Raw genomic sequence first — 23768 nt, 5'->3', positions numbered from 1 at the left:
AGTTGGGAACAGATAACTGCATGATGCATATCCAGCTACTCATACGAAACTTACCACAAAAGCAGCATCAAACGCCACTGACGGCCGGCGATCTCTCAGCCGTTTGACGTGGCGCAAGCAGCCTGAAGTGTAGTTTCCATCAAGATCAAGACGTGTAGAAAAGTCGTACCCGCTCCAGGTCGGCCGGCGTGTCGACGCCGGCGTGGGGCGCCTCGGCCGTCACGTGCACGGCGATGGGCACGCCATGCCACAGCACGCGCAGCTGTTCCAGCGCCTCGATGGATTCCAACGGCGACGCCTCGAGTTGCCGATAGCGCTGCAGGAAGGCATTGCTGTAGGCGTACAGACCGATGTGGCGCAGCGGGACATAGCCGGCCGGCAGTTGCTCGCGGCTGGCCGTAAAGCCGTCGCGGTGCCACGGGATCGTGGCGCGCGAGAAATACAGCGCGCGTCCGGCCTTGTCCAGCACGACCTTTACGACGTTCGGATTGAAGGCATCCTGCATATCCGACAGCGGGTGGGCGCAGGTGGCCATCGGCACGTCCGGCGAAATGCGCGCGGCGCAGGCGGCCAGCAGCGCGGGATCGATCAGCGGTTCGTCGCCCTGCAGGTTGACGACGACGGCCTCCGGCGCCAGGCCCAGCGTATGCGCCACCTCGGCGATGCGGTCGGTGCCGGACGGGTGGTCGGCGCGCGTCATGCAGGCCTCCACGCCGTGCGCGGCGCAGGCGGCGGCGATGTCGGCATGGTCGGTGGCGACGATGATGCGGGAAGCGCCCGATTGCTGCGCGCGTTCGGCCACGCGCACGACCATCGGTTTGCCGCCCAGGTCCGCGAGCGGCTTGTTCGGCAGCCGCGTCGACGCCAGGCGGGCGGGGATGATGACGACGAAGCTCATGCGATTACAGGCTGGGCTCGACCTTGCGCGCCTCTTCGGCCCACATGATCGGGATGCCGTCGCGGATCGGATACGCGAGGCGGTCCGGGCGACAGATCAATTCCTGCGCTTTCTTGTCATATTCGAGCGGTCCCTTGCACAGCGGGCAGACCAGGATATCAAGCAGTCGGGCGTCCACGACATTTCTCCACGATTTGGGCGGCCAGCGCGGCATCGATCTGCGCGCCGACCGGCACGACCCACAGGCGCGGGTCGTTGTTGATTGTTTCAAGTTGCCGACATTTTACTGCATCCTTCTCCGTCACCAGGATGACATCGGCGACCACCGCGCGGAACGGGTCGTCGAGGAAGTCGTGGTGGTCGGGCAGCGGCAGTTCGGCGATATCGAGGCCGGCGGCGCGCAGCATGGCGAAGAAGCGCCCCGGGTTGCCGATGCCGGCCGCGGCCAGCACGCGTTTTCCGCGTATCGCCGCCAGCGGCACGCGCTCGTTGGCGTCCATCAGGCGCTCGGCGTGGTCGCCCGCGAGGCGCATCTGCCACGGCCGCCCTTTCAGCGCCGCGGCCAGCTGCGGCGTGATCTCCGCCGCGTTGACGACGGTGAAATCGCGCCGGCGCGACGGCGGTTCGCGCAGCGGGCCGGCCGGCAAGGTCCAGCCGTTACCCGTGCCGCGGCCGTCGAACAGGACGATCTCGACGTCGCGCGCGAGGGCGTAGTGCTGCAGGCCGTCGTCCGTGATCAGCACGTCGACGTCCGGATGCAGGGCGAGCAGACGGCGTCCGGCCTGCGCGCGCCGGCGGCCCACGACGACGGGACAGCCGGCCCGGCCCGCGATCAGCAGGGGTTCGTCGCCGACGTCCTGGGCGCGCGACGTGGGTAGGACTTCGCGCGGGGCGTCCTCAGCCCCGCCGTGGCCGCGCGAGATCACGCCGGGCCGCATGCCGGCCGCGCGCAGCTGCTGCGCCAGCCAGATCGTCAGCGGGGTCTTGCCGGTGCCGCCGATGAAGATATTGCCGACCACGATCACGGGCACCGGCAGGCGTTCGGACTGCAGGACACCGGCCCGGAACAGGGCCACGCGCAGCGCGGTCAGCAGGCGGAACAGCAGGGACAGCGGCCACAGGGCCATGGCCAGCGGCCCGCGCCGGAGCCAGGCGCGGGTCAAGGTGGATTCAAGGGAAGATGCCATGTAAAAGAGCGTTAACCCAAAAACGTCGTCCCCGCGGAGGCGGGGACCCAATTTTGCCGGCGCATCGTTAGCGCATGCAGCACCTGGATCCCCGCCTGCGCGGGGACGACGATCGTTTTACTTCTGCCCGCCCGTCTGCGCCGCAAACGTCAGCTTGTCATAACCCGCCATGCGCGCCGCTTCCAGCACGTTGATGACCATCTGGTGCATCGCGAACTGGTCGGCGTTGACGATGATCACGGGGCCCTTCACCGGCGCCGCCAGCGGCCGGCCGTCCGGGCCGATGCTGGCCGCGCGTTTGAGGTCGTCCGCGAGGCTGGCCACGCCGTGGAAGGCGACCGGCACATTGTTTACCGTGTAGTTACCCTTGGCGTCGACCGTGACGTTGATCTCGAACGGCTTCTCGACGGCCTTCTCGGCGTCGGCCGTCGGCAGCGTGATCTGCAGCTCCGTGAACTTGCTGTAGGTCGTCGTCACCATGAGGAAGATCAGCACGACCAGCAGCACGTCGATGAACGGGATCAGGTTGATTTCCGGATCCTCGCGTTTGCGGCCGCGGCGGAAGTCGATCATTTGCGGGCACCGTGGACGACGTCGACGAATTTCACGGCCTGCAGCTCCATGTCGATGATGAAGCTGTCGACCAGCGCGCGGAAGTGGCGATAGAACACGAGGGCCGGCATCGCGATCGCCAGGCCGAAGCCGGTGTTGTACAGCGCCACGGAGATGCCGTGCGCCAGCTGGGCCGGATTGGTGCCGCTGGCGTTCTGGGCGCCGAAGATCTCGATCATGCCGACGACCGTGCCGAACAGGCCCATCAGCGGCGCGAGCGACGCGATGGTGCCGAGCGTCGTCAGGAAGCGCTCAAGCACGTGGGCGACGCCCCTGCCCGCTTCCTCGATCGATTCCTTCATCACGTCGCGCGGCGCGTCGACGTTGCGCAGCGCGGCGGCCAGCACGGCGCCGAGCGGGGAATTCGTCTGCAGCTTGTCGATGATGTCCGGAGTAACTTTCCCGCTGCGATACACCTGGATCACTTCATCGAGGAGCTGCCGCGGCAGGATCTTTTCGCGGCGCAAATAGATCAGGCGCTCGATGATCAGGGCCAGGGCGATGATCGAGGCGATCAGCAACAGCCAGATGGGCCAGCCGGCGGCTTGAAGAATGGCGAGCAAATGGAACTCCTGAATGAGTAAAAAACAACGTCACAAGTTAGTTGCGCAATGTAACGTGTTGCCCGGTTTGCGGCAAGTAGAGTTCTGCACACTTTCTGTGGATAAAAGTGTGCGCAAAGCGAGTTGGCGGCGGTAAGTTCCTTGATTCTTAAAGGATATTTTTCCGTGCGTAAAAACGCGGCAGGACAATATTGCGTTTCTCTCAAGAAATTTTTCAATCCTTGCCTGTGCTCTTCTCCGATGTAGTTGCCCACAATTTCTGTGGATAAATTTGTGAGAAATCACCTTTCCCAGAGGTAAGTCTTTGATTTTACTCAAGGAAATTTCCGAGTCCAAAAATTAAGCAGGATTGCGCTCGACTACAGCTGCCGTTTGGCCCCTCTTTCTACACATTTTTTGTGGACAAAATTGTGCGCAAACGCACAAACCAGACCCTAAGCAATTGATTTACAAGGAAAAGATTCCTGCGCCTCATTTTTGAGCACCCGGGCCTGTCCAGTCCACCCCACCGGGGGACAGAATTTTTCACACAAACTGTGGAAAAAGATGTGCGCAAACGCATTCATTGCATCATAACTCCTTGATTCCAATCAGAATTCTTCTTTAAGCCCATTTTTTAGGCAAGCCGGACTTGTGCACAGCAGGCACCGACCGCACAGCGCCTGGGTTATAGTCGCGTCCTCGCGGAATCAGTCAGCAACGCCGAGCCGGGCCCATCTGTTCACATAAACTGTGGAAAACAATGTGAGCAAGGGCCGGGACAGTAGCCTAAGTGTTTGATTGCTTTAGGAAAACATATGCACGCTGAATTTGGAGGCAGTGCCGGTTTGTCCACTTTCACACACATTCTGTGGATAAGATTGTGGCCAAGTGCCCTGAGATGCACTCAAGCCATTGATCCGTAAAGCAATTTGCTTGCTGCACTGAAATCAAGCAGCGCAGTTTTACTTTAAAAATCAGGCGTTTACAAAAACTATTTGTTGTTCTTTCGCAGATGTGCAATATGCTTCGCGCAACCATGTTTTTGTGGACAGTTCAACCCAGCTCATCCCTATGTTCCCCACTGAAGATGCCGATCCGGCCTATGCAGCCCCGCCCGTACTGACCGTGACGGCCCTTAACCAGCAGGTCGCGCGCCTGCTGGAGCGGACCTTTCCCCTCGTCTGGATCGGGGGAGAAATCTCGAATTTCACGCGGGCCGCTTCCGGCCACTGGTATTTCACGCTGAAGGACGATGCGGCGCAGGTGCGGGCCGTCATGTTCCGCGGCCGCGCCCAGTACGCCGGTTTCACCCCGCGCGAGGGCGACAAGGTGGAGGTGCGCGCCCTCGTCACGCTGTACGGCGCGCGCGGCGATTACCAGATCAACGTCGAGGCGATCCGGCGGGCGGGCGTGGGCGCGCTGTACGAGGCCTTCATGCGCCTGAAAGAAAAGCTGGGGGCCGAAGGCCTGTTCGACGAAGCCCGCAAGCGGCCCCTGCCCCTGTTCGCGCGCACGGTGGGCATCGTCACCAGTCCGCAGGCGGCCGCGCTGCGCGACGTGCTGACCGCGCTCAAGCGGCGCGTGCCGCACGTAGGCGTCGTGCTGTATCCGGCGCCCGTGCAGGGTCAATTGGCTGCGCAAAAGATCGCGGAAGCGATTGCGGTCGCCTCGCACCGGCGCGAAGTCGACGTCCTGATCGTGTGCCGCGGCGGCGGCTCGATCGAGGATTTATGGAGCTTCAACGAGGAAGCCGTCGCGCGCGCGATCGCCGCGTGCAGCATGCCCGTCATCGCGGGCGTGGGTCACGAGACCGACTTCACCATCGCCGATTTCGCCGCCGACCTGCGCGCCGCCACGCCGACCGCCGCCGCCGAGCTGGCCGCGACGGCCAGGGCCGACTGGCTCGCGTCGCTGCAGGCGGACGCGGGCGACCTGCGCCGGGCGATGGACCGCGTCCTGTCCGACGCCAGCCAGGGCCTCGACAACCTGTCGCGCCGCCTCTTGAGCCCGTCCAGCCAGATCGCTCATCAACGCCTGAAACTTCTGGCCATGGCCAGCAGTCTGACGCATGCCGTGCGTGCGCCCGTGAACCGTCACGGCGTGCTGCTGGCGCAGCTGCAGCAGCGCTGGGCCCGCCATAGGCCGGACTGGAGCGGACTGCGCACGCGGCTGGAATCGGACCGGCGCCACCTGACGGCGAGCGTCGGCAGCCAGTTGCGCGCACGGCGCGAAGCGCTGAACGCGCTGGCCGCGCAGCTTGAACTGCTGAACCCGCAGCGCACACTGGAGCGCGGCTATGCGATCGTCAGCAATGCGAAGGGCAAAGTGTTGCACGCGCCGGGCCAGATCAAGCCGCGCGACGTGCTGCGCATCCGCCTGGCGCAAGGCAGCGCCGAGGTCAGCGTGGCCGGCGTGCAGGATGTATTGGAATGAGGGAACCTCGAAAAACCGTCGCGGGCGGCCGCAATGGTGCTTGAGAAGCGCGGCCGTACGCGGGTACGGCGGGCATCGCGACGCGCAGGTGCAACGCGCAGCAGGTTTTTCGACGTTTCCGACAATATGGTGGTTATGCAAAGCCATATCTGCAACGTTTGCTTAACCGGTTTAGAATAAGCGCCCGAATTGCTGTACCGCAGAGACTTCGAAAGTCTCCCGTCAACTCACTAAGGAACAAGACATGGAACATACCCTGCCCCCACTGCCGTACGCTAAGGACGCCCTGCAGCCGCACATCTCGGCCGAAACGCTGGAATACCACTACGGCAAGCACCATCAGGCTTACGTCACGAACCTGAACAACCTGATCAAGGGCACCGAGTTCGAAAACCTGTCGCTGGAAGAGATCATCAAGAAATCGCAAGGCGGCGTTTTCAATAACTCCGCCCAGGTGTGGAACCACACCTTCTTCTGGAACTGCATGACTCCGAACGGCGGCGGCGCGCCGACCGGCCCGGTCGCCGATGCGATCAACGCCAAGTGGGGTTCCTTCGACAAGTTCAAGGAAGAGTTCCAGAAATCGGCCGTCGGCAACTTCGGTTCGGGCTGGACCTGGCTGGTCAAGAAGGCGGACGGCACCGTCGACATCGTCAACACGTCGAACGCCGGCACCCCGCTGACCACCGACAACAAGGCCCTGCTGACCTGCGACGTCTGGGAGCACGCCTACTACATCGACTACCGCAATGCCCGTCCGAAGTTCGTCGAGGCATGGTGGAACGTCGTCAACTGGGACTTCGTGAACCAGAACTTCGCGTAAAGCGATTCCCGGCTTGACCACCACGGCCCGCCTCGCGCGGGCCGTGTTCGTTTCCTCAGCCGTAAGGCGTGTACTCGAAACCGTTCTGCAGCACGCCCACCAGCGCCGCCTGGTTCTCGGCGCTTTCACTGATGCTCATGAGCACGTCGCCATTGGTCACCACATGCTGGTCGAGCAGCTTGGTCCAGTAATCGGCACCCGCCTGGTCCGGCGCCCGGTGCAGGATGTTGGCGTAGTATTTGTTCACGAGATCGGCATTGGTCGGGTTGTCGCCGTACAGGGCCTTGAATTCCGCCGAGTGGATGAAGCCGTTGGCCACGTCGAGCAGCGACACGCCGTGGTCCAGCGCATTCATCCAGTAGCCCAGGCCGCCCTTGTCGGGTGCGCGGTTGAACGCGGCCTGGAAGATGCGGAAGGCCTGGCCGCCATGGCCGCCGGCGTCGAATCCGACCGCCGTGTCGGCAAACTGCAGGCGCTGCACGTTCGTCACCTGGTCGGTGCCATCAAACCCCGTCTTGTCCGTGATCGTGAAGCCGGTGGCGGTCTTCGTGATGGTGTAATTCGCCTCGACACCGTGGTAGACCGCCGTGTTGGTGCCCGCGCCGCCGTCGATCGTGTCGTTGCCGGCGCCGCCGTCGAGCGTGTCGTTGCCGGCGCCGCCGGTCAGCGTGTCGTTGCCGGCCATGCCGTGCAGGACGCTGCCCTTGGCGTTCGCGATCAGCACGTCGTTGCCGTCGCCGCCGTACGCATTCCGGATCGTCGTCCCTTGTGCGATCCTCAGGTTGGCGCCGTCGATCACGGACGGCGTGGCGCCGGAGAGGTCGATGCGGTCGTCGCTGCCGAGCGCGCTGGCATTGATGGTGTCGGTGCCGCCGGCCGGGTCGCTCAGGTTGCCGCGCGACGGGTCGGCGGCGACCATCTGCGCGTACTGCGCCGTGTAGATGAAGGTGTGGTCCTGCGTGGGCTGGTGGCCGATGATGTCGATGCTCCAGTTGTCCAGGGTGCCGACGTTGCCGGTGCCGAGGTCGATGACGGCGAGCGTCCAGCGGCCCCGTGCACTCTCGCCCCAGTCGAGCACGGTGTCGAACGTGAAATGGATGTCATGCTGGGTCGAACCGACGGCGCTGAGCGCGCCTTGCGCCGGACGATACATCAGGTAGCTGGTCGTATGGCCGGGCGACATCAGCGCAATTTCGAGGTCGCCGATGAAGGGGTGCGTGATGTTGACCGTGACGTCGATGCGTTCCACGACGACGTTGCTGTCGATGTCGATGGCACTGTAGGCGAACTTGCCGGTATTGTCGGGAATCGCCGCGGCGGTGGTCTGCGATGCGGTCACGTCCACGACATTGGCGGACGTGCGCGGCGTGCCCTCCCACGTCGCGGCCAGGCGCACGGCCGCAAGGGCATCGACGACGCCGAAGCCGGTCGCCTGCACGGCGTCGCCGTATTGCAGGCCGCCGCCATTCCAGTCATGGGCGCCGTTCGAGGCCCATTTGTCGGGCGCGCCGACCTGCCGCGCCGTGTAGGCGAGGATCTGCTGGACGTCGCGGTAGCCCAGGTGCGGGTTTACTTCGAGCATCAGCGCCACGATGCCGCTGACGACCGGCGCCGAAAAGGACGTGCCGTCGACGAATACATGGTCGTTAGGGGTGGCGCCGGCCGCACCGGTGCGGTCGGTGGTCAGGATGCTGGCGTAGTCGCCGTAGCCGGCCCCGCCCGGCGCCGCGACCAGGATCGAGGCGCCCGTCGTGCTGAAGTAGGACGACGCACCGGTGTAATTGACGGCACCGACCGTGACGACGTACCGGCTGTTCTGAAAATTGTGCAGGTTCGTATCGTCGCCGTAGTTGTAGCCGTTGCCCGCCGACTGCACGACGACCGTGCCCAGGCCGTTGCGCCCGGTCGCGGCGAGATCGTGCAGCGCGGCGAATGCGGGCGCGAACAGGGCATCGCGCGCGTTGTCGTAAAAGGCCCAGTTCGTTCCGGATATCAGCAGGTTACCGACCCCCCAGGAATCGTTCAGCACATCCATGCCGGCCGCGTAATGGAAGCCATTCGCGATTTCCGTCACGTATTGGGCACTGATCGCGTCGGACGTGTAGATCGACACGAGCTGCGCATCGTAGGCGACGCCGACGATGCCATGGCCGTCCCTGGCGGCGGCGATCACCCCGGCGACTTCGGTGCCGTGGTTGTCCGTCGACTTGACCGGGGTCCCGCCGGGCAGCAGGGACAAGGCGATCCGGCCCAGGTCCAGTTTGTCGTTCGGCGCCAGCTCCGGATTGGAAGCGTCGATGCCCAGGTCGAGCACGGCGACCTTGATACCTTTGCCGGTCGCGTGTGCCCATGCGTACGGCACGTTCGTCGTAAACAGATACCACTGGTCCCCGAACCACTCATCCGTCGGTATCACCGCACCCGCGGCCGCGCCTGCGGCCATGTCGTCGTCGCGGATCACGCCCCAGGCGCTGGTCGGGCTGGCGCCACCGGACGTGCCGGTCGCGACGAACCCCGGCGCCTCGATCGTGGCGCTCATTGCGTTGGTCAGCTCGACGCCGAACGCCCGGTACGGTTCGAAGCGCGTGTTACCGATCACCGGAACGCTGAACGTCGCCGTCGTCGCGCCCGGCGCGAACGTCAGCGTCTGATGCTGCGACTGGTAGTCGACGCCGGGCGCGGCCGTTTCGCCGCGCGTGTCGACCTGCACCGACACGCCGTACGACACGGCATGCGACATCACGACCGTGAACACCATGTTGCGCGTGCCGTCATCGCCTTCGAGGATATTCCGGGAGGCGACGCTCAGGCTCGGTGTCGTGATCCCGCTCGCAACAATGCTGCCGTCGCTGCCCACCGTCACGAGATTCGTGAACGCGTACGAACTGTCGACGACGTAGCCATCGTCCGTTTCCGGCTTCGCTCCCGTGTATTCGGCGGCGGCGAGGGTCACGAAATAGGTGCCGGGCGGCGGCAGGTTTTTCAGCGGGACCGTGTCGGCAACGTTCTTGAAATAATGGCCTGCCTCGAGCTTGCCGTTCGCGGCGCTGGTGAATCGATCGACTGCGATTTCATAGCCGGTATTCGAGGTGGCCGGGTTCCACGGCGTCTTGGTCAGCCAGAGCTCCAGCCGTACCGTGCCGGACGTCGACTTGCCGGCAGTATCGAAATTGCCGACGGCGTCGGCGGTCAAGGTGACCCCGCTGATCGTACCGTCCGCAGCCGTGTTGATCTGATAACCGTATCTACCGAGGATTTTGATCAGTGCGCTCATGCAGCCTTTGACATCGGCATGCCCGTCAAAGGATGCAAGCCATAGTTAAATGTCATTAAACGTTGGCAAGCATATTAGGAAAAATATTTCCATAAGTCAATATTTTTCATCGTTCGCCGTGCGTTGCTTGCAGGCCGCGGTACCGAATGCATGCTTGGTGAAGTGAAGTTGTTCGCCAGCAGCGTCGGCGTCGGCATCCCGGCCAACGGACAATCCCGTCTATCGCTCGGAACACTGCACTGCTCTTCCTGCTGGGCACCCGTTATGGAGGCAACGGCATGACGACGTTCGCATTGCCGAACCTGCGTGCGGCCGCGCGCCCGACGGCACGACCTGCTTCATCTGCTCCGAGGGTATCTTCCGACTACAAACTAGCCCGCCTGACCGGCGCGGCATCATGGCCGTGCGCCGGCGCCGTTTGTCGTGAAACTGTACGATTTTGTCATTACTATCCACCAGGCATGCTCCAATGTTGCCCGCTCTTATACAATGCCGGGTCAAGGAGAACATCATGTATCGCGTACTGTTGGTGGAAGACGATCCGCGCCTGGCGGAACTGGTGACGGAATACCTGTCCAGCTACGAATTCGCGGTCGACCTCGTGACGCGGGGCGACGCCGCGCTGGAGCACTTCAAGACGGCCTCGCCCGACATCGTCGTGCTCGACCTCATGCTGCCCGGCATGGACGGGATGGTCGTGTGCCGCCAGATCCGCGACGTGTCCGACGTGCCGATCCTGATCCTCACGGCGCGCGAGGACACCTACGATGAAGTCTCGGGCCTCGAGCAAGGCGCGGACGACTTCGTCAACAAGCCCGTGCAGCCGCGCGTACTGCTGGCGCGCCTGCGCGCGCTGGTGCGCCGCACGCAGACGAAGGCGTCCACCGACTCCCGCGTGCTCGAGTTCGGCGCGCTGCGCATCATGACGAGCGACCGCAGCGTCACGTGGCGCGACCAGCCGTGCATCCTCAGCAATACGGAATACAAGCTGCTGCTCGTGCTGGCGGAGGCCGCCGGGCGCGTGCTGTCGCGCGACGAGCTGCTCAAGAAGATGCGCGGCATCGAGTTCGACGGCCTCGACCGCAGCATCGACAACTGCATCTCCAAGCTGCGCCGCAAGTTCGACGACAATCTGTCGGAAAAGATCAAGACCGTGTGGGGCGAGGGCTACCTCTTTTCCCCGTCGGCCTGGAACTAGGACCAGGGTCGTCCCCGCGCGGGCAGGGCCCATGCTGGATAACGGAATGCCGTACGTTGAACGCACCATGGCCTTTCCGAAGCACCGGCTTCGGATGGTCGGCATGGGTTCCCGCTTCCGCGAGAACGACGGTCGGTTGGGCTCCCGCTTCCGCCGGAACGACGGTCGGATGGACTCCGCTTACGCCGGAACGACGGTCCTTTCTCAGCGCCCACCCGATACGTCGATGAACGTGCCGGTCGCATACGACGCCTCGTCCGACAGCAGCCACAGCACGGCGGCCGCCACCTCGTCCGCCGTCCCGCCGCGCGCCATCGGCACGGACGATTGCAGGCGCCGGATGCGGCCCGGCTCGCCGCCGCTGGCGTGCATGTCCGTGTCGATCAGGCCCGGCCGCACGCCGTTCACGCGGATGCCCTCGCCCGCCACTTCTTTCGACAGCCCGATCGTCAGCGCATCCACCGCCGCCTTCGACGCGGCGTAATCGACATATTCGTTGGCCGACCCGAGCACGCCGGCGCGTGACGAGACGTTGACGATCGCGCCGCCGCGCCCGCCGTGCCGGGTCGACATGCGCCGCACGGCTTCGCGCGCGCACAGGAAGCTGCCGGTGACATTGGTCGCGAGGATGCGGTTGATGCGCTCGGCATTCATGTGCTCGACGCGGCTCTGGCGCGCGAGGATGCCGGCGTTGTTGACGAGGGCATCGAGCCGGCCGCAACGCGTATCGATCTCGGCAAAGAGGCGCTCGACGGCGCCTTCGTCGGCAACGTCGGCCGCGACGGCGAACGCTTGCCCGCCGGCCGCTTCGATGGCGCGCACGACGCCGGCCGCCGCGCCGGCATTGTCCCGGTAATTCACGCAGACCGTGTAGCCGCGTCGCGCGGCCAGCAGCGCGCAGGCGGCGCCGATGCCGCGGCTGGCGCCGGTGACGAGGATGATTCTGTTTTCTTGCATGGTCTTATTCGAAGATGGGCACGATAGCCAATGGCGCATTGTAGGTCACGACCTGGACCCGTTCGGCGCTCGTGCCGAAGCGCCAGGTCACGACAGGGAAACCTTCGTCGGGATCGCCCGTGAAGGCGGCGCCGGACGTGACGGGCAGCGCCTGTTCGCCGCCGTCCGCGTGGCGCAGGCGGGCGCCGGCCGATTCCTTCTTCGGGAACACGAAGCGCACGCCGGCGCACTGGCGCGCGCGCTGCGACGCGTCGACATAGCGCACGAAACCGAGCGCCTGGGCGCAGGCCGTGCGCAGGTCGGCCGCATCATACTGACCGTCGGCGCGCGGCGCGATCGTCACCTGCGGGCGCAGCACGAACGGCATGCCCTTGCGGTTCAGCACGAGGGCCGCGTTCTCGTCGTAGGCGGCTTTCTGCAGCGGAAACACGGTGCGGCCCAGGGCATCCAGCGTCAGGTTCAGCTGCGTGGTCTTGCCCGTCAATGTCAGCTGGGCGCCCTCGCCCAGGCCCGCGTGATCGCGGGACTGCACTTGCAGCTGGCTCTGCAGCAGATTCTTCGGCCCGCCGTATTTCTCGAACTGGACCATCGCGCGGTACGCATCCCGGTAGCTCACCCATTCGCCCGCCGGCGTCTGCGCCCGCGCGCCGGTCGGCACGATCGCGGACAGCCAGGCGAAAGCAGCGATGAGTTGGCGGGATGCGCGCATCATCAGAACCGGTAGGCGATGGCGGTCGAGACCGTCAGGTTGGTGGACCGCTCCACGAGCGGGCTGTTCGCGGCGCTGCCCAGCAGGCGCTTCGCCTGCAGGTTCGACGTCAGCATCCACGAGGGCGACCAGGCCCAGTTCCAGCGCACGCCGACGTGCGCGTCCTGCAGGCCGCCGCCCGCCTCGTAGTACGAAAAGCGGCTGAGCGAGGCCTCCTCCAGGGTGACGCCGAAATACGTCTGGTTGTAGTGGCGGTTCACGGCCGTGACGCCGGCCGACAGCGACACGTGGTGGTTGCCGCCCAGCTCGACGGCGAGCCGCTGCACGCCCAGGTCGAGGCGGGCCCCGTCGTGGTCGTTGCCGGCGCCATACAGCAGGCTGCTCGTCACGCGCCACTCCGGCGTCAGGTAATAGTTCGCGAAGACGCCGCCCTGCAGGCGCGCGCCGATCTTGTCCATGCCGTCCAGGTCGGTGCCGCGCGAATTGCGCTTGTCGATCGGATCGGGGACCGGGCCGATCAGGGTCGTTCCGGCGCTGCCGATGCCGTCGAACGTCCGGCCGGTCCCGGTCCGGTCACGGCCCGGCTGGACGGCCAGCAGCGGACCGTATTCGACCATCGGACTGCTGGACAGATGCATGCCGGCGCTCATGCCGGAAATAAAAAGGCCGTTGCTCCATTGAACCTGGAGCACCGGCAACGCTGATACCTTGCGGCTTCCCGTCCCGTCCCAGCGCGGCGCCGACTGCACGCCCAGGCCCACGTACATGTCGCGGCTGCCGTCGGGCATGGGGTTGGTCGCCGGCGTCTGGGCCCACGTCGTGCCGCAGGCGGCGCTCAGCGCAAGGAAGAGAAGCTTGTTCATATTCAAGGGTGAAAGATTCGGGAAGACAACATTCTACGGCTTTGTCTTCCTTCGTCCCATATCCTTTCCTACCTTGTTGCCACTTCCGTCGCGAATTCCACCGGCAGGTCGCTGCGCGGAATCACGACGAGGTGCGCGGGCGTCGTCACATACATCGCGCACACGATGTCCGGCCCCGGCACGGACCGCAGCTCGTGCACGATGATCCTGTCGGCCGTGCGCGCGACGCCGTCGATGGCCGTCGTGTAGCAGCTGCTGGCGCCGCTGCCCATGAACACGCCGACGACCATGTTCGCCGCGAAGTCGACGGCGGGCAGCGCGCGGCCCGGTGCGTGTTGGCGCCACAGGCCCGCCCACGTGAGCGCATCCTTGACGACGACGGTGCCCGCCGCGTGGATGCCCGACATGTTCGTCGCATCCGCCGTCTGGAACGGGATGCCCGTCACGGTGACGGGCTTGACCGCGACCTCGGCATCCGTGCGGTCGACGGCCACGATCTGCATCGGATGGCTCACGACGGGCGCGCAGACCGCCACCGTCGTCACGTCGTGCTCGTCCGCCTCGATTTCCAGCCTGGTGGCGCCGGCCGCCACGCGGACGACGGCGAGGCTGTGGCAAGCATTGCCGTATTCGCCCGCGAACAGCGCGACGAGCATCTTGCGCGTGAAATCGACCTTGGGCGCGGCGGCTGCCGGGGTGCGGCCGGCGGCATGCCGGCTCCACAGCTTGTCCCAGGCGGCCTGGTCCTTGATGACGACGGTCTGGCGTGCCGTCACGCCCGACAGATTGGCGCGCGCCACCGTTTCATAGGCGATGGTCGTGCCGGCCGGCGGCAGGAATGCCAGCTGCTCGACCTTGTGGCCGCTGTCCAGGCCCAGGTCGGGCTGGTCGGCGTTCCTGACGATCGTCTCGAACAGCGCGCGGACGCTCTCGTCCGTGCATGACATCCCGGGGCCGGCGATCGTGTCGCCGCGCGAGCACAGGCGGGTCTCCGGTTTGCTACCGAACAGCACTTGCTCGTAAGACGCATCGGCGCAGCGGCCGGCATGGTCCCAGAACACTTGTTTGCCGTCGATGACGAATAAGCGATTCCGCGTCTCGTTGCAGCCCGACGTGCGCGCCATGTCGATGAAAGACGCGGTCGCGAGGGTGGCCGGATCCGGCTCGCCGACAGCGATCCCCGGCGTGGCTTGCCGGTCGTGCACCGGACTCCCGCCGCCGCAGGCGGACAGCAACGCGCCGACGACGATCGCGCCCAGCGGCGGCATCATCCGTCCAAACATGCTCATTCTCTCTCTCCTGGAAGACGACGGTGCCGTGGGCCCGGCACGCATCCCGAATAAAAAAAGGCCCGCCCAATCTCGCGCACCAAGCGGGCCAAACGGAAAACCTGATACATGGCATCGTACGCAGGGCCCCTTGAAAGTTCATCCGCGGACTGTCCGGCATTTGTCCGCAATTTGTAAATAATGGTTTTTTAGATCATTGCTCCTATACAATTTCGATATGAGCAATATAAAAACCCACCCGTCCGGAGGATGATGGCGTGAATCGCCTGTTCTTCCGTTTTTTCGTACTCGTGATGCTGTCGATCACGGCCGCGACGTTCGTGATCTATTTCGTGTTCGCCCGCCTGTTCGGCGACCCGCTCGACGACATCGCGCGGCGCCAGGCGTCGGCGCAGATCTTCCTGCTCGAACAATATGTGGACCGCGCCCCGGCCGACGAGTGGCTGGGCCGCCTGAACAAGGTGCGCGAAGTGTCCGACGCCCATTTCGACCTGATTCCGCTGGACCAGGCGCGCGCCGCCCTGCCCGCCCGCCAGCATGCGGCGCTGGAGCGGGGCGAGGTCGTGCTGGATCCGCAGCACAAGGCGTTCTTCCGGCGCGTCGACCTGCGCGGCGACCGCTACATCGGCAGTAACGAGGAAGCGATCCGCGCATACAACCTGCCGATCGACCTCGGCCAGGCCCTCGCGATGGAAGTGGTGCGCTACGTCGTCGTGGCGCTGGCGCTGCTCGTGCCGATTGCGCTGTGGTCGCGCTCGCACTGGCGGGCGCTGCAGACGCTGTCGCGCGTGGCGGACGAATTCGGCGCCGGGCAATTGTCCGCGCGGGCGCACCTGAAGCCGGCCGATGCCGTCTATCCGCTGGCCGAACGCATCAACGCAATGGCCGGGCGCATCCAGGGATTATTGGAAGCGCAGAAGAACCTGCTGCATTCCGTCTCGCACGAATTGCGCACCCCGATCGCGCGGCTGGAGTTCGCGCTGGAACTGCTGCATGCGCGCGCGGACGATCCCGCGTTAGCCAAGCGGATCACGGCGATGGAGGGCGATCTGGCCGAGTTGAACGAGCTCGTCAATGAGCTGCTGTCGATGAGCAAGCTGGACAATGCACAAGGCCCGCAGCGCACCCTGTTCGAACTGGAACCGCTGCTGCGCGAATGCACGGACGGCCTGCATCCGCGTCCGCAGCGCCTGCACGTGGACCTGGGCGAGCGCCTTGGCAGCATGGACGCCGACCGCCGCCTGCTGGGCCGCGCCATCGGCAATCTTTTGCGGAATGCGCAGAAGTACGCGGCGCACGAGGTCGCGCTGCGCGTGCGGCGCGACGATTGCCGCATCGAGATCGCCGTCGAGGACGACGGCCCCGGCATCCCCGAAGAGGAACGGGAACGCATCTTCGAGCCGTTCTACCGCCTCGACCGCAGCCGCGACCGCGCCACCGGCGGCTTCGGCCTCGGCCTGTCGATCGCGCACAAGGCGGTCACGCTGCACGGGGGGCAGTTGAAGGTCGAGCAGTCGACGCTGGGCGGCGCCCGCTTCGTGATCAGCGTGCCGGACGGCGTGCTGGCGAGTTGAACGAGCTTACTTCGGTTGCGCCGCCTTGTCGACGAGCTTGTCGGCCACGTTCAGCGTGGCCTTGAACACGGCCTCGCGATCGAGCCCCTGCATCTGGTTCGACAGCAGCCCGGGATTCGTCAGGAAGCGCCCGCCGACGACCAGCGTGGGCGCGGACTCGACCTGGTAACTGGCCGTGACCTGGCGCAGCTGGCGCAGGCGCGTCGTCACGCCGAACGAATGCCACGCGTCCAGGAACTGCGCGCGGTCGATGCCGTTCTTCGCCACCCAATCGATGATGGCGTCGTCCTTGTTCAGGCGAATATGGTCCACGTGCACGGCCTTGAATACTTTTTCGTGCATGTCGCCGAGCCGACCCAGCGCTTCCAGCGTCAGGTACAGATGCGCTTCCGGATCGGCCGGGCCCGTCGACGGGATGTGGATGCGGCGCACCGTGATACGGTCGCCCTGTTTCCGGATCCAGTCTTCGAACAAGGGCTCCAGCGCATTGCACACCGGGCAGTGATACATGAAGAACTCGATCACCTCGACCTTCTTGCCGTTCGCCTGTACGGACTGCGGCTGGGCGAGCGTGGCGTAGTCGACGCCGTTCTGCGGGACGGCGGGCGACGCGGATGCAAGGGAGGCGGTCAGGGACAGCAACAGGCCGAGGCCGGCGGCACGCAGGAGCTGCATGGCAATCCTTCAGGTCATGAAAGCCTGAAGATTACCATTTCCGCAAGGAATTATCGACGTCCGACCGGCGGCGGCGCTTCCGGCTTCACGTGAGTCATCCCGTACCACAGGTGCTGCCACCAGTGCTCGCGCGAGTGCACGGTCAACAGGCATCGCTGGTCGATCTCGCCTTTGAACACGGGATCGACGCACTGTTTCGTCGTCAGCGCGTTGCGCTGGTTTTCGGCATTGACCAGCGCAATGGCGAGCCAGAAGGCCAGGCCCGCGAGCACGACCACGAGGCACCAGGCCAGATGGTTCCAGTTGCTCGTGTCGAACAGATGTTCCTCGTCCGGCTTGGACTTGTCGTACATCCTCAGGATCTTGCCTTCGACATCACTCATTGCGCTGTTTCTCTACCTTTGCTGATTTCGCGTTATGTCGCGTTATTTCGACTTCGCCGCTTTCGCCACCAGGGCGTCCATCACCTGCAAGGTCGCCTGGAACAACACGGGCTCGCTGGTGGTCTTGACCGAATTGTAGACGATCGAAGGCGACGTCTGGTACTTGCCGTCGATGATGACGGTCGGCACGCCGTCGACCTTGTAATCGGTCGTGATCTGCGGCAGGCGGTGCAGCTTGGTCATCACGCCGAACGAGTTCCACACTTCCAGGAACTTGTTGCGGTCGATTCCGTTCTTGGCCACCCAATCGATGATCGCGGCGTCCGTGTTCAGGCGCTGGTGATCCACGTGCCAGGCCTTGAACACCTTGCTCTGGAATTCCTCGGCCTTGCCCATCGCTTCCAGCGTGAGGTACAGGTGCGCTTCCGGATCGTTGGGGCCGGAGAACGGCAGGTGGACGCGCTTGAACTGGATGTTGCCGCCCTGTTTTTTGACCCACTGTTCGAGCTGCGGTTCCAGCGCGTTGCAGTGCGGGCAGTGGTACATGAAGAACTCGATCACCTCGACCTTCTTGCCCGTGGCCTGCACCGGCTGCGGCTGAGCGAGCGTCACGTACTCGACGCCGCTCTTCGGGTCGGTCGGCGAAGCGAAAGCGGTGCTGGCGGCAAGCGCGGTAGCGAGCAGGGCAAAACGCAGGGAACGCATAATTTTCCTTCTAGATTGGTTAAGCGAACGATCGCGAGATTACCACTTTTTCGTTCGCCAGCCTTAGCCCTGGCTTATTTATTGCAATTGGCTACCGTCGTAACCAACAGATGCCGCTGACACGTCATTCCCGCGCAAGCGGGCATCCATGCTGAGCCACTTCGATCTGTTCAGTATGGATCCCCGCTTTCGCGGCGGTGACGGCGGAGCGAGCTGCGACTTAAAAGTCGTACCGTGCCGACAGTTTCAGCTGGCGCCCATCGCTCGGATAGATGCCCGATTTGCAGCCGAACGCATTGCTGAAGTAGTGGCGGTCCGCCAGGTTCAGCCCCGTCGCGGCGACTTCCCACGCGCCGAACTTGACGGCGTAACGCGCGTCGAGCGTCGTGTAGGACGGCATGCGCGCGCCGCAGCTGTTGCTGAAGTCGTTGCCGTAGCGCTGGCTGTCGACCCATTGCGCGCCCACGTCGGCCGACTGGCCATTGCCCGGTGCCCAGGCCAGGCGCGCGGTCACCACGTTCTTCGGCACCAGCACCAGTTCGCGGCCGGTGTTCGGGCCGTCCGTGAAGCGGGCCAGCACGTGCTGCACGTGCGCTGCCGCCCGCCAGCCGGCCGCCAGCTGCGCTTCGGCATCGATCTCGAAGCCCTTGCGCTCGGTCGGGTCGAGGTTCGTGTTCGCACCCCAGCCGCCGTTCGCGGTCGGATCGAAGAAGATCTCGTTGTTCAGGCGATGACGGAACACGCGCGCCGTCAACGTACGGCTGTCGTCGCCCGGCGCGTGGCGCAAGGTCGTGCCGAATTCCAGGTCGTGCGACGTCTGCGCCTTCAGGATGTCGATGCTGGTGCGGTAGCCGTTCTCGTCCACGTTCGCCACACGGTAGCTCTGTCCCGCCTTGGCGAACACCTCGACGAGCGGATGGACGCGGTAGCTGGCCTGCGCTTCCCACGCGTTCTGCGATTGCGAGCGGTCTTCCGGCGCGACGTGGGCCACGGCGTCCACGACGTCCTTGTCGAAGTTCTCGTGGCGCGCGCCGAGGGCGACGCGGCCGTCGTGGGCCGGATCGAAGCGCAGCTCGTCGCGCAGGTATACCGCTTTCGACGACTGGCTCGCATCGGCGTTCGAGTACGATGCCGTCGTCTTGCGCTTCCAGCGCGTGACGTCCAGGCCGCCCACCAGTTCGTTGAGCATGCCGCCGACGTCGGACAGCCAGCGGGCACGCGGCGAGAACTGGTCCTGGCGGCCGTCGTACGCATTGGCCGAGCCGAAGGACAGGTAGTTCGACCGCAGGTTGCGCTCGCGGTGCGACAGGTCGGCCGCCAGGTCGACCGCGCCCAGGCGGTACTCGGCGAAGACGTTCGCGCGGTCGGTGTTCAGCGAGCCGAAGTCCTGCGGGGTCGAGGCCTGGCGCGGGTCGGCGTCGAACTGCGCCAGCGTGAGCGAACCGGGAAGGCGCGTCTCCTGGCGCGCGCTCTCGACGTGGATGCCGGCGCGCCCGCCCGTGAAGCGGGTCTGCAGGTTGAGCGAGGCCGTCGTCTGGTCGAAGTCGCTGTTCCGGCGGTAGTTGTTGCTGCCCTGGCGCGCGACGGCGATGTCGGCACTGATGTCGCCAGCGGTCTGCGACAGCTGCGCACGCACGTCGTGCTCGTGGAACGAACCGCCTTCCGCAAACACGGAACCGTGCATGCCGGCGGCGACGGCGCGGCGCGTGGTGATCTGGATGACGCCTCCGGTCGCGCCTTCGCCGTACAGCACGCTGGCGCCGCCGCGGGTGATCTCGATGCGCTCGACCGTGTCGATCGGGATCGTCGACAGTACGGTGTTCGCCAGCTCGTTCTCGTTCAGGCGCACGCCGTCGACCATGATCACCATGTTCTGCGCGCTGTTGGTGCCGAAGCCGCGCAGGTCGAGCGCGAAGTCGGGCGACGAATCGAGGCTCTGGCGGCCGAACACGCCGCCGACCTTGCGGATCGCGCTGTTCACGTCATTGACGCCGGCGCGGCGGATGTCGTCCTGGGTGATGACGGTGGCGCCGATCGGACGCAGGCTTTCGACACTGGGAAAACGGGAACCGGTGATGACGACGGTCGACGGGATGTCGTCCTGGGCGCGAACGGCGCCGGCAAACAGGGACAGGGATACGGCGCAGGCCAGCGCGATCGGCTTGACGGCCGGCGCGCCGCGGGTGGAGGCGGCAGAATTCATTGGATGTTCAATCTTCGTTTGGCCGGCAAGCGTCCCCGCACGCCGGCGTACACAAAAGCGCGGTTTGACACCGGCTTCCCCTGTCTGGCCGGTCTCCGGGCTCCAAGACGGACCGTCCCACCTTCCTATGCAAGCACAGTGGTTATCGGGGCGGCCTGTCGCCGATGCGGCGACGCTTGTTTACCGTTGCGGGGGCAGCACACGTTGGCGACCCGCCGGAGGCGCGCGCTTCGTGTTTCCCGTTTAACTGCACGCGCAGACGCGCGTGCGGGCACCAAACCTGGGGATTATAACCTGTATAGTGTGGGCACAAAAATTACAGCCACGCCAGGGGGCTCGCATGCATCCTCGTTTCAGTGTCCGCTTCGCCATCGCCGCCGCCCTGCTGCTGACGGGCACAGTGCGCGCCGCGCCGGCGTCCGACGGCATCGCCCTCGCCGCACCCGACGCCGCCGCCGTGCGCGTGCCCAGCAGCCCGGACGCCTGGGGCGGCCCGCGCACGGGCCGCGAGCCGACCTTGTCCGACCGCGTCGTCCATTACGACATCGACGCCACGCTCGATCCCGTCAAGCACACGGTCGCGGGCCGCGAACGGCTCACATGGCGCAACCGCAGCAAGGTCGCCGTGAAGAGCGTCTACCTGCACCTGTACATGAATGCGTTCGAGAGCGCGGGCAGCACGTTCTTCACGGAGCGGCGCGAGCGCGACGGCACCTTCCGCTCCGGCGTCGACATCAAGGACGCATGGGGCCACATCGCCCTGAGCCGCGTCGCACAGGGCGGCGCGAATGTGCCGTGGACCTTCGTCCATCCCGACAACGGCCCCGCGACGGACCACACGGTGGTGCGTTTCGACCTGCCGCAGGCCGTCGCGCCGGGCCAATCGACCACGTTCGACATCGACTTCCTCACGCAGCTGCCGCGCGTCGTCGCGCGCACGGGATACTTCGGCACCTTCCACCTCGTCGCCCAATGGTTCCCCAAGATCGGCGTGCTGGAACTGCCGGGCGAACGCGGGGCACAAGCGCCGCGCTGGAACGTGCACGAATTCCACATGAATTCCGAGTTCTACGCGGACTTCGGCAGCTACGACGTCAAGTTGACCGTCCCGCGCGGCTACACGGTGGGCGCGACGGGCGAGCCGCAAGGCGCCCCCGTCGACAAGGGCGGCCTGCGCACGTGGCGCTTCGTGCAGGGCGACGTCCACGACTTCGCCTGGACCGCCGACAGCCAGACGGCGAAGCCCCTCGTCGACACGTGGACCGGCCCGGGCAGCCCGCCCGTGACGGTGACGGTGCTGTACCCGCCCGAATTCGCCGCCAGCGCGGCGCCCGCGCTGAAGACGGCGAAGGAATCGCTGACGTATTTCTCGAACACGCTGGGCCCCTACCCGTACAAGACGCTGACCGTCGTGATCCCGCCCTACAACGCGGAGGAAGCGGGCGGCATGGAATACCCGACGTTCTTCACGGCCGAAGCCTATCGGACGGTCGATGCGCGCACGGCGAACCAGTTCGCGCTGGCCTTCGTCACGATCCACGAATTCGGCCACGGCTATTTTTATGGCCTGCTCGCGTCGAACGAATTCGAAGAGCCGATGCTGGACGAGGGCCTGAACGAATACTGGGACAACCGCATGATGCGCGACCAGGGCCAGCTGGCGTTCATCGCGACGCCGCTGCTGGCCCGCCTCGGCTTCGCGCCCGGCTATCCGACCTTCGACGCCGAACGCACGGCCACGCCGCGCAACGACCCGGCCGATCCGCCCGGCGCCAACGCGTGGTCCCGCCTGCAAGACATCGGTCCCGTCTACACGCGTACCGCGATCCTGATGCGCGACCTGGAAGCGCGCATCGGCAAGGCGCCGATGGAGCGCGCGTTCAAGGAATACTACCGGCGCTGGAAATTCCGCCACCCGAGCGTCGCGGACCTGGCCGAGACGCTGGCCGAGGTAACGGGCCGGCGCGCCGTCATCGAGGACGCGTTCGCGCGCCAGGTCTACGCGGTCACCCGCGTCGACGACCGCATCGGCGATCTCTCGAGCACCGAGCAGCTGCCCCTGCCCGGCATGCACGACAAACAGGCCGATGTCGACAAGCGCATCGACGCCGCCCGCACGCAGTGGCGAAAAGCGCATCCGCACGCGCCGGACGGCACGGGGCCGTACCCGTACCGCACGGAGGTGACCATGCGCCGCCTCGGCGCTCCGGTCCCGCAGACGCTGCTCGTGACATTCGCCGACGGCAGCAGCGAGACCGCGCACTGGGACGCCGACGAACGCTGGCACCGTTTCGTGTGGACGAAGTCCGCGCGGGCCGTGTCGGCCGAACTGGACCCGCAGCGCCTGCACTACCTCGACGTGAACAAGCTCGACGACAGCCGCACCCTCGAACCGGACGCGCGCGCGTCGCGCCGCTGGGGCTTCGAATTCGCCGCCGTCGTCGACTATCTCCTGGCCCTGATCGCGACCCTATGACGACCGAATCGACGTTGGCATCCCGTTCCCTGACGCCGCACGACGCCGGCGCGGGCGCCGCGCTGCGCACGGCGCGGGGCGCGCTGCAATGGCGCCTGCTGCTGTGGTGGGCCCTCCTCCTGCTGCTGCCTACCGTCGTCGCCACGCTGCCGGTGTGGGAGCTGCTGTCCGCCAGCCTCGATCATTCGGTGTATGCGGGCCGCCTCGCCGAGCGCCTCGACATGATCGCGTTCGCCGACATCGTGGGCACCGCGCGCGAGCACCATGGGCCGGCATTGAGCGAGGGCGGCCTCGTCGCGCTCGCGTCGACGCTGCTGTTGTCGCCGCTGCTGTCCGGGATGGTGATCGCTGCGAGCCGCGCACCGCAGCGCCTGGGCATGGGCGCGCTGCTGGCCGCAGGCGCGCAGGAGTATCCGCGCCTGGCGCGCATGCTCGTGTGGTCGAGCGTGCCACTCGGCGTCGCCGGACTGCTGGGCGCCGGCGCGTACCGGCTGGCCGGCCAGGCTGCCGAGACGGCCCTGCTGGAAACCGACGCCGAGCGCGCCGCGCACCTGGCCATGCTCGCCACGGCCGTGCTGCTCCTGCTGGCCCACGCGACGGTCGATGTCGGCCGCGCCGTGCTGGCGGCCGACCGCCGCCGCACCTCGGCCGTCGCCGCGTGGTGGCGCGGCTGCGGCCTGCTGGCGCGGCGGCCGCTGGCGCTGCTGGGCGTCTATCTCGCCGTCACGGCCGTCGGACTCGCGCTTGCCGCGCTGCTCGCGTTCGCGCGCGCACACGTGCCGGCACTGGGGACGGCCGGCACGGTCGCCGCCGTCGTGCTGGCCCAGCTGGTGGTGCTCGTGCTCGGGTGGATGCGTGCGGCGCGCCTGTTCGCGTTGCTGGCGTTGGTGCGCCGACCCGGCGCCGACGCGATCGGCGCGGATCGGCTACCATGAATATTTAGAACGCCGTCCGAAGGAGCCGT

Annotated in this window: 20 protein-coding genes, 1 pseudogene and 1 riboswitch; of the genes and pseudogenes, 7 read left to right on the top strand and 14 right to left on the bottom strand. The window is 65.8% G+C overall.

Features of this window, described 5'->3' with window-relative positions; translation table 11 throughout:
* Positions 1–145: 145 nt before the first annotated feature.
* From kdsB to BVG12_RS28085, 5 genes are all read right to left on the bottom strand, one after another.
* Positions 146–898: a 3-deoxy-manno-octulosonate cytidylyltransferase gene (gene kdsB, locus BVG12_RS28105; RefSeq protein ID WP_075795280.1), complete on the bottom strand. Its 753-nt coding sequence runs from the start codon at positions 896–898 to the stop codon at positions 146–148.
* Positions 899–902: 4 nt separating this feature from the next.
* Entirely contained in the window at positions 903–1076 is a 174-nt protein-coding gene (locus BVG12_RS28100) for a Trm112 family protein (protein WP_075795279.1), read from the bottom strand.
* A complete protein-coding gene (lpxK, locus tag BVG12_RS28095; protein WP_075795278.1) occupies positions 1057–2085 on the bottom strand; it encodes a tetraacyldisaccharide 4'-kinase in 1029 nt (342 codons plus the stop codon). The genes BVG12_RS28100 and lpxK overlap by 20 nt, the downstream gene beginning before the upstream one ends.
* 117 nt (positions 2086–2202) lie before the next feature.
* Complete coding sequence (locus BVG12_RS28090; protein WP_075796608.1) at positions 2203–2655, bottom strand: ExbD/TolR family protein; 453 nt, start codon at positions 2653–2655, stop codon at positions 2203–2205.
* On the bottom strand, positions 2655–3260 hold the full coding sequence (locus BVG12_RS28085; RefSeq protein WP_036237285.1) for a MotA/TolQ/ExbB proton channel family protein: 606 nt from the start codon (positions 3258–3260) through the stop codon (positions 2655–2657). Before BVG12_RS28085 ends, BVG12_RS28090 begins: the two co-directional genes overlap by 1 nt.
* Before the next feature lie 1053 nt (positions 3261–4313).
* Between BVG12_RS28085 and xseA the strand changes: the two genes are divergently transcribed.
* Together xseA and sodB are read left to right on the top strand one after the other, a co-directional pair.
* Positions 4314–5675, top strand: a complete 1362-nt coding sequence (gene xseA / locus BVG12_RS28080) for an exodeoxyribonuclease VII large subunit (protein ID WP_075795277.1) — start codon at positions 4314–4316, stop codon at positions 5673–5675.
* Positions 5676–5919: 244 nt separating this feature from the next.
* A complete protein-coding gene (sodB, locus tag BVG12_RS28075; RefSeq protein WP_075795276.1) occupies positions 5920–6498 on the top strand; it encodes a superoxide dismutase [Fe] in 579 nt (192 codons plus the stop codon).
* 55 nt (positions 6499–6553) lie between these two features.
* On the opposite strand, the gene BVG12_RS28070 is transcribed toward sodB, so the two are convergent.
* Positions 6554–9772, bottom strand: a complete 3219-nt coding sequence (locus tag BVG12_RS28070) for a S8 family serine peptidase (RefSeq protein ID WP_075795275.1) — start codon at positions 9770–9772, stop codon at positions 6554–6556.
* A gap of 209 nt (positions 9773–9981) precedes the next feature.
* Here BVG12_RS28070 and BVG12_RS35905 point away from each other — a divergent pair.
* Together BVG12_RS35905 and BVG12_RS28060 are read left to right on the top strand one after the other, a co-directional pair.
* Positions 9982–10080 (top strand): annotated as a pseudogene (locus BVG12_RS35905) (tail fiber protein); the annotation flags it as partial.
* A gap of 203 nt (positions 10081–10283) precedes the next feature.
* Positions 10284–10970, top strand: coding sequence for a response regulator (locus tag BVG12_RS28060; protein WP_083685477.1), 687 nt, complete (start codon positions 10284–10286; stop codon positions 10968–10970).
* A gap of 204 nt (positions 10971–11174) precedes the next feature.
* Here BVG12_RS28060 and BVG12_RS28055 read toward each other — a convergent pair whose 3' ends face one another.
* The 4 genes from BVG12_RS28055 to BVG12_RS28040 form a co-directional block, all read right to left on the bottom strand.
* Positions 11175–11927: an SDR family oxidoreductase gene (locus BVG12_RS28055; protein ID WP_075795273.1), complete on the bottom strand. Its 753-nt coding sequence runs from the start codon at positions 11925–11927 to the stop codon at positions 11175–11177.
* Positions 11928–11931: 4 nt separating this feature from the next.
* Complete coding sequence (locus tag BVG12_RS28050; protein ID WP_229503738.1) at positions 11932–12639, bottom strand: hypothetical protein; 708 nt, start codon at positions 12637–12639, stop codon at positions 11932–11934.
* Positions 12639–13499 (bottom strand): MipA/OmpV family protein, encoded by an 861-nt coding sequence (locus BVG12_RS28045; RefSeq protein WP_075795272.1) that lies wholly within the window; start codon positions 13497–13499, stop codon positions 12639–12641. The genes BVG12_RS28050 and BVG12_RS28045 overlap by 1 nt, the downstream gene beginning before the upstream one ends.
* Positions 13500–13567: 68 nt before the next feature.
* Positions 13568–14788, bottom strand: a complete 1221-nt coding sequence (locus tag BVG12_RS28040) for a hypothetical protein (protein ID WP_156895759.1) — start codon at positions 14786–14788, stop codon at positions 13568–13570.
* 257 nt (positions 14789–15045) lie between these two features.
* Here BVG12_RS28040 and BVG12_RS28035 point away from each other — a divergent pair, with 257 nt between their 5' ends.
* Positions 15046–16362, top strand: a complete 1317-nt coding sequence (locus BVG12_RS28035; RefSeq protein ID WP_075795270.1) for an ATP-binding protein — start codon at positions 15046–15048, stop codon at positions 16360–16362.
* A 6-nt stretch (positions 16363–16368) separates the two neighbouring features.
* Here BVG12_RS28035 and BVG12_RS28030 read toward each other — a convergent pair whose 3' ends face one another.
* From BVG12_RS28030 to BVG12_RS28015, 4 genes are all read right to left on the bottom strand, one after another.
* Positions 16369–17037: a thiol:disulfide interchange protein DsbA/DsbL gene (locus BVG12_RS28030; protein ID WP_075795269.1), complete on the bottom strand. Its 669-nt coding sequence runs from the start codon at positions 17035–17037 to the stop codon at positions 16369–16371.
* Between the two features lie 50 nt (positions 17038–17087).
* The gene (locus BVG12_RS28025; protein WP_075795268.1) at positions 17088–17420 is read right to left on the bottom strand and encodes a hypothetical protein; all 333 of its coding nucleotides are present in this window, start codon (positions 17418–17420) and stop codon (positions 17088–17090) included.
* A 42-nt stretch (positions 17421–17462) separates the two neighbouring features.
* A complete protein-coding gene (locus tag BVG12_RS28020; protein WP_075795267.1) occupies positions 17463–18125 on the bottom strand; it encodes a thiol:disulfide interchange protein DsbA/DsbL in 663 nt (220 codons plus the stop codon).
* Between the two features lie 220 nt (positions 18126–18345).
* Positions 18346–20328, bottom strand: a complete 1983-nt coding sequence (locus BVG12_RS28015; RefSeq protein WP_075795266.1) for a TonB-dependent receptor — start codon at positions 20326–20328, stop codon at positions 18346–18348.
* A gap of 69 nt (positions 20329–20397) precedes the next feature.
* Positions 20398–20622, bottom strand: a riboswitch (cobalamin riboswitch).
* A 46-nt stretch (positions 20623–20668) separates the two neighbouring features.
* Between BVG12_RS28015 and BVG12_RS28010 the strand changes: the two genes are divergently transcribed.
* Together BVG12_RS28010 and BVG12_RS28005 are read left to right on the top strand one after the other, a co-directional pair.
* Complete coding sequence (locus BVG12_RS28010; RefSeq protein WP_075795265.1) at positions 20669–22804, top strand: M1 family metallopeptidase; 2136 nt, start codon at positions 20669–20671, stop codon at positions 22802–22804.
* Entirely contained in the window at positions 22801–23739 is a 939-nt protein-coding gene (locus BVG12_RS28005; RefSeq protein WP_075795264.1) for a hypothetical protein, read from the top strand. The genes BVG12_RS28010 and BVG12_RS28005 overlap by 4 nt, the downstream gene beginning before the upstream one ends.
* Positions 23740–23768 lie beyond the last annotated feature (29 nt).

The organism is Massilia putida, from assembly GCF_001941825.1.
Classification (GTDB): domain Bacteria; phylum Pseudomonadota; class Gammaproteobacteria; order Burkholderiales; family Burkholderiaceae_D; genus Telluria; species Telluria putida.
The sequence above is the reverse complement of the archived record's forward strand: the minus strand, read 5'-3'. Positions and strand labels throughout refer to the sequence as shown.

Excerpts from the sequence above, each read along its gene's own strand:
- lpxK (WP_075795278.1), bottom strand. The coding sequence starts at position 2,085 with ATGGCATCTTCCCTTGAATCCACCTTGACCCGCGCCTGGCTCCGGCGC.
- BVG12_RS28060 (WP_083685477.1), top strand. The coding sequence starts at position 10,284 with ATGTATCGCGTACTGTTGGTGGAAGACGATCCGCGCCTGGCGGAACTG.
- xseA (WP_075795277.1), top strand. The coding sequence starts at position 4,314 with ATGTTCCCCACTGAAGATGCCGATCCGGCCTATGCAGCCCCGCCCGTA.
- BVG12_RS28050 (WP_229503738.1), bottom strand. The coding sequence starts at position 12,639 with ATGATGCGCGCATCCCGCCAACTCATCGCTGCTTTCGCCTGGCTGTCC.
- BVG12_RS28030 (WP_075795269.1), bottom strand. The coding sequence starts at position 17,037 with ATGCAGCTCCTGCGTGCCGCCGGCCTCGGCCTGTTGCTGTCCCTGACC.
- BVG12_RS28015 (WP_075795266.1), bottom strand. The coding sequence starts at position 20,328 with ATGAATTCTGCCGCCTCCACCCGCGGCGCGCCGGCCGTCAAGCCGATC.
- kdsB (WP_075795280.1), bottom strand. The coding sequence starts at position 898 with ATGAGCTTCGTCGTCATCATCCCCGCCCGCCTGGCGTCGACGCGGCTG.
- BVG12_RS28045 (WP_075795272.1), bottom strand. The coding sequence starts at position 13,499 with ATGAACAAGCTTCTCTTCCTTGCGCTGAGCGCCGCCTGCGGCACGACG.
- BVG12_RS28010 (WP_075795265.1), top strand. The coding sequence starts at position 20,669 with ATGCATCCTCGTTTCAGTGTCCGCTTCGCCATCGCCGCCGCCCTGCTG.
- BVG12_RS28055 (WP_075795273.1), bottom strand. The coding sequence starts at position 11,927 with ATGCAAGAAAACAGAATCATCCTCGTCACCGGCGCCAGCCGCGGCATC.
- sodB (WP_075795276.1), top strand. The coding sequence starts at position 5,920 with ATGGAACATACCCTGCCCCCACTGCCGTACGCTAAGGACGCCCTGCAG.
- BVG12_RS28040 (WP_156895759.1), bottom strand. The coding sequence starts at position 14,788 with ATGAGCATGTTTGGACGGATGATGCCGCCGCTGGGCGCGATCGTCGTC.
- BVG12_RS28025 (WP_075795268.1), bottom strand. The coding sequence starts at position 17,420 with ATGAGTGATGTCGAAGGCAAGATCCTGAGGATGTACGACAAGTCCAAG.
- BVG12_RS28020 (WP_075795267.1), bottom strand. The coding sequence starts at position 18,125 with ATGCGTTCCCTGCGTTTTGCCCTGCTCGCTACCGCGCTTGCCGCCAGC.
- BVG12_RS28005 (WP_075795264.1), top strand. The coding sequence starts at position 22,801 with ATGACGACCGAATCGACGTTGGCATCCCGTTCCCTGACGCCGCACGAC.
- BVG12_RS28070 (WP_075795275.1), bottom strand. The coding sequence starts at position 9,772 with ATGAGCGCACTGATCAAAATCCTCGGTAGATACGGTTATCAGATCAAC.